1 pseudogene is annotated in these 341 nt (G+C 45.2%); it reads right to left on the bottom strand.

From position 1 onward, the window contains the following. Positions 1-341, bottom strand: a pseudogene (locus AAEZ05_RS28005) (ABC transporter substrate-binding protein); the annotation flags it as partial.

Here is a 341-nt window from a genome sequence, read left to right as displayed (position 1 = left end):
ACCCCATGGTGCTTCCATACCATTGGTTGGCACACCAAAATCAAAGTTAACGGCAGGATTATTCTCTGGATCGGTCAAAGCAAAGTTAGGCAGCTTGTTCGCCCATTGTTTGAGTAATAACGAATTCTCACTCATGGTGGCAAAGTTTGCGCCATTTATCCAGATGAGATCAACGCTGCCTTTATCATTGTTGTTGGCAGACTTTTCCGCGAGTACGCGACTAACGGCTTCACTGGTGTCGCTCAATTTGACATGAACCAAATTAATATTATATTTGTCATCCACTTCTTCAGCGGCCCACTGTAGATAGGCATTTATTTGCGGGTCACCGCCCCATGCAT

It is taken from the genome of Pseudomonas sp. HY13-MNA-CIBAN-0226, assembly GCF_040310305.1.
GTDB lineage: Bacteria > Pseudomonadota > Gammaproteobacteria > Pseudomonadales > Pseudomonadaceae > Aquipseudomonas > Aquipseudomonas gregormendelii.
This window is presented reverse-complemented; position numbering and strand designations above follow the sequence as displayed.